The organism is Actinomycetota bacterium, from assembly GCA_030650795.1.
GTDB lineage: Bacteria > Actinomycetota > Actinomycetes > S36-B12 > S36-B12 > UBA11398.
The window spans coordinates 1-4,211 of the sequence record JAUSDJ010000018.1 but is presented as its reverse complement, the minus strand read 5'-3'; the positions used below and the strand labels follow the sequence as shown (position 1 = coordinate 4,211).

The following is a 4,211-nucleotide window of genomic DNA, read 5'->3' as shown; positions in this document are numbered from 1 at the left end:
GCAGCCCTGCACCGACTGCGGCGCCCCAGTCGCCCCGGCGGAAGCCGCCCTCGGCGAGCGGGCCATCGGAGCCGTCCACTGCGCCGGCTGCCGCGAGGTGCTGGTGGAGGCCGAAGCGCTCCCCCGCGGCCCCGGCTGGCGCGACGTGACCACCAGCCCCGCCGTGGACGAAGCCGCCGCCGCCCGCCACGCGGAGACCCGCCGCATGATGGCGCGGGATTTCCCCGAGGACTGATCGCACGCTGCTGAACCGTCAAGTGACGCTTGACGGTTCAGCCTCACCCATCACGAGGAGAACCGATGATGATGACCCGAGGTGAGTATCAGCAGCCCTGCCGGGTACGGGGCTGCGACACGGAGCCGGTGTGCTCCTGCTGTGAGGAGTGCGAGACGCACTGCTCCTGCCTGCCGTTCGAGGAGCAGGAGGCGGCGGAGAGAGAGGCGCGTGAGAGCGCCTCCCTGCGGAGTTTCGCGCGCCGGTTGGTGCTGCAGTTCGTGCCGATCACCCGTCGCGACGGATTTCTGACATTCCAGCGGCTTCGCGGCGGCGCCGGTACCCTGGACGCAGAGAGCGTGGAGCGCGCCGCCTACAGCGCCGATCCCGCCGGGCCGGTGACCTCCTGCGATTACGTGGGCCTGTGGATACAGGAGGCGCTGATCGCGGTAGCCGCCGGTCCGGAAAATGAGGCGCTGATGATGGGAGAGACGACCGGGGATTTCCCGCCGCTTCCCGATTGGGAGCGGTGGCTGCAGGAGGGGGACTGCGAGCGCACCAGACGCTTCGGCGACTGGCGCTATCTCGCCCCGCGCGGAGAATGGGGCACGATGGAGACGTTCGCGGCCATCGTCCGTGACAGCCTGCTGGAGCACCGCTGGATGGTACACCAGGCGGTAATCGCCTGGTGTCGGCGAGAGTGCGGCGGCGCCGCCGCCTGACACTCACCACGCCGGCCGGGGTTCGCTCCGGCCGGCATCACCACGAGGAGACCGACTGATGACGAAGAGCATTACCCACGCGCGGCACGGGGACTGGCTGCGGATACCCGACGCCGGCACCGCCCCGGTGCGGGTCGTAGCAACCTACCCCGCGGGGGTGGTGGTAGCCCTGGCGGAGGGCGAGCAGCGGTTCGAGTACGCGGACCTGGCGCGGGATGGCGCCGAGTACGCGACCAGCCCCACGGATACCCTGCTCGCCGCCGCGGCGGAGGATGCGGCGGATGCGGCGTGGGATGCGGAGGATGCGGCGTGGGAGGCGGCGGAGGCGGCGTGGGATGCGGCATGGGAGGCGGTGCGAGAGGCGCGGGAGGCGGTGCGAGAGGCGCGGGAGGCGGAGATATGGGAGGCGTGGTTGGCGCAGGAGGAAGCGTCGGCGGGGGAAGCGTCGGCGGATGCGGAGGCGCGGAAAGTGCTGATGGCGGCGGAGGCGGCGGAGGAGGTAAAGGCGCGGAAGGCGGCGGAGGCGGCTTGGATCGCGGCGGGAGAACCCCTCTGATGCTCACCACCACCGCCGCCGCCGCCGCCCTCGGCCTCTCCCGCAGCCAGGTCAACCGCCTGTGCTGGCAGGGCGAGCTGCGGGCCTGGCGCCACGGACGCGCCTGGGTGATCCCCGAGGGGGCGCTCGCCGAGTACCGCGTGCGCTGCATACGGCTCGCCGAGGAGCGGCGCGGGCTGGTGGGGCGGCCGCGGCGAGCAGCCCGACCCGCGCCGGCTGCTGGAGGAGAGCCAGTGATGACACGAGAGGCGGCGCGGGCGGAGTACAAAGCGGCGCTGGAGGCGTGTGGGGTTGCGTGGGGGGCGTGGCGGGAGGCGTGCAAAGGGGGGCGGGGGGGCGAAGAAGCGGCGCTGGCGGAGTACGAAGCGACGAAGAAGGCGTGTGTGGTTGCGTGGGAGGCGGCGGAGGCGGCGTGGTCGGCGGCGGATGGAGAGTAGGATGCACCTCACCGCCATCTACAAGCTCCGCGCCGACAGCCATGACCGCGCGCTGCTGGCGACCGCCCTCGCCCGCTGGCGGGACGGCTACGCGCAGGCGATGGCCCAGATGCCGCCGGACGTGCTCCTGCCCCTCGTACGGCAGTGGACGGGCAAGGACGGCAAAGAGCGTTGGGGCGTGGACGCGCCCCAGCTCGACACGCTGGCAAAAGCCGCCTGCCGGGAAGCGCAGCTCCACCTGCACAGCAGCGCGCGCGGCTCCCTGATTGTCGCGGTGAAGGAGGTCTGCGCCTCCTATCTCGCCCTCTACGCCGAGTGGCTCCAGTCCGGCCGGAAAGGCCCGAAGCCGCAGCCGCCGACTATGGCACCGGGATCGATCCGCATGGCAAGCGCGCGCTGGGAGGCAGCGCTGGACGCCAGTGAGGGCGTATCCACGCTCGCGGAAGAGACCGCCTGGCGGGCGGAAGTTACCCGTGCGGCCCGGCAGAAGCTCCTGCCGATGTACTTCGGCTCGATGCAGGCGGGTATCAACGGCGGCGGGTTCGCCGGGCTCATTCGCCGGGCGGATGGCAAGCTGTTCGCCATGCTTCAGCTTTGGCCGCAGGGTGACGCACACGGGGAGCCCTTGCGCCGCGCCGAGAACCGCCAGGACCGCGGCACGCTCCGCAACCTCCGCGCTGCGGACAAGGGCGAGACCTTCCGGCCCACCGAGCGCAGCCGGTGCGCCATCATGTGCCCGCTGGAATACGGGCACGGGCACGAGAGCCTCTTCCACCGCCGCGCCGTGCCGCAGTCCTGCGACCTCGTGGCGCGCGACGGCGAGTACTACCTGCACGTGGCATTCAGGTTCCCCGACCACGCGCCCCGCGAGGAGCTTGGCACCGTGCTCGCCCTGCGCCGGGGGATCGCCAACCTCGCCTCCGCCCTCGTGGTCGGCGAGGACGGCCGGGTACTCCACCGGCAGCAGTTCGCCGGGAAAGCGCTGGTCCAACTCGTCACCGAGATGGGGCGCGTGCGGGCGCTCCGTCAGCAGAAAGGGCAGCCCACGCGCGGAGACCGGCGCGTGTCCCGTGTGGCGGAACACCACCTGTACAGCCTCGGGCACCAGGTGATCGACCTCGCTTGTCAGTGGGGGGCGCGGGAAATCGTGCTCCTGGCAGATCCGCAGGCCCGCAGCCCGCAGCGGTTCCTCGCCTACAAACACTGGAGCCAGCTCCACGAGATACTGCTCCAGCTCTGCGCGGAAGCCGGGCTGCCGGAGCCGCAGGAGCGGAAGATATACGGCAAATGGCACACCTGCCTGCGCTGCGGCTGGGCGCCTGGCGACCCCGTGCGCGTGGAGAACCCGCAGGCGGACCAGTGTGGCGGCTGCGGGCAGGCCCGCGACCCCGAGTGGCACCTGCCGCACCTGCTGGCCGTGGATACCCTGCGCTTCCGCGCCCGGAACGGCAAAAAAGACGTAGGAAAAGCGCCGCCACTCGGCGAATATGTTCGTACGCTGCGACCCACCGGCTAAACGGCGGGCGCCGTCCACCTTGACAACTCCAGGAAGTATCCGGCCCTGCCCCTGGTCACCAGGGGATTGTAGCCCTGGGGCCGGAGCCGCTCTTCGGAGCGGTAAGGCCGCTGTGCCTGGCGCGTATGAGTACCCTCGCGGTGCCTTAGGCCGGTGTGGCGGCGAACCCCTAATCCGACTAACCGCGCCTGTTGGCGGGCAGCCATACCCGATCATGCCTGCAGGCGCGCTATGGACCACGATCTGTCGGGCACGCGTGGGAAATATAGGCAAACTCGCGTTTGATCTTCGGCCTACGCGGGCGGGGACGGGGCAAGCTCCCGGGGCTCTTCGTCCTACGCGGGCGGGGACGGGGCGAGCTTCAACCCGGACCTTCGGCCTACGCGGGCGGGGACGGGGCCGGGGGCGGGCTGATCGTCGCGCCCGGCTCGTACCTTCAGCCTACGCGGGCGGGGGCGGGGCAGCTCGCGCGCTTTCTCCAGCGCGCCCTCGGCTCTTCATCCTACGCGGGCGGGGGCGGGGCGGATTGCGACAACTTGGCCGGCCTGGGGCTCGCCTTCGTCCTACGCGGGCGGGGACGGGGCGAGCCGCGGAAGGCAACCTTCAGCCCACGTTCGCGGGGACGGGGCGTGCGGACCATCGGTGCCCTACTCGTGTCTGCAATTGCAGACACCGCCCCGTACACGCAAACAGCCCCCGGTCCGCGAAGGGCCGGGGGCTGTGTTGTCTCTGACAGCAGTCAATCCGTTTCGAATCTGTAGGTCGA

Annotated in this window: 5 protein-coding genes; all 5 read left to right on the top strand. The window is 71.1% G+C overall.

The window, feature by feature from the left end:
- A partial coding sequence (locus Q7L55_06030; GenBank protein MDO8732115.1) for a hypothetical protein occupies window positions 1-235 on the top strand: 235 nt, incomplete at its 5' end.
- A gap of 65 nt (window positions 236-300) precedes the next feature.
- Complete coding sequence (locus Q7L55_06025; GenBank protein MDO8732114.1) at window positions 301-936, top strand: hypothetical protein; 636 nt, start codon at window positions 301-303, stop codon at window positions 934-936.
- A 58-nt stretch (window positions 937-994) separates the two neighbouring features.
- A complete protein-coding gene (locus Q7L55_06020; protein ID MDO8732113.1) occupies window positions 995-1,492 on the top strand; it encodes a hypothetical protein in 498 nt (165 codons plus the stop codon).
- Window positions 1,492-1,929, top strand: a complete 438-nt coding sequence (locus Q7L55_06015; protein ID MDO8732112.1) for a helix-turn-helix domain-containing protein — start codon at window positions 1,492-1,494, stop codon at window positions 1,927-1,929. Before Q7L55_06020 ends, Q7L55_06015 begins: the two co-directional genes overlap by 1 nt.
- Window position 1,930: 1 nt before the next feature.
- Window positions 1,931-3,445, top strand: coding sequence for a hypothetical protein (locus Q7L55_06010; GenBank protein MDO8732111.1), 1,515 nt, complete (start codon window positions 1,931-1,933; stop codon window positions 3,443-3,445).
- The last annotated feature ends 766 nt before the right edge of the window (window positions 3,446-4,211 follow it).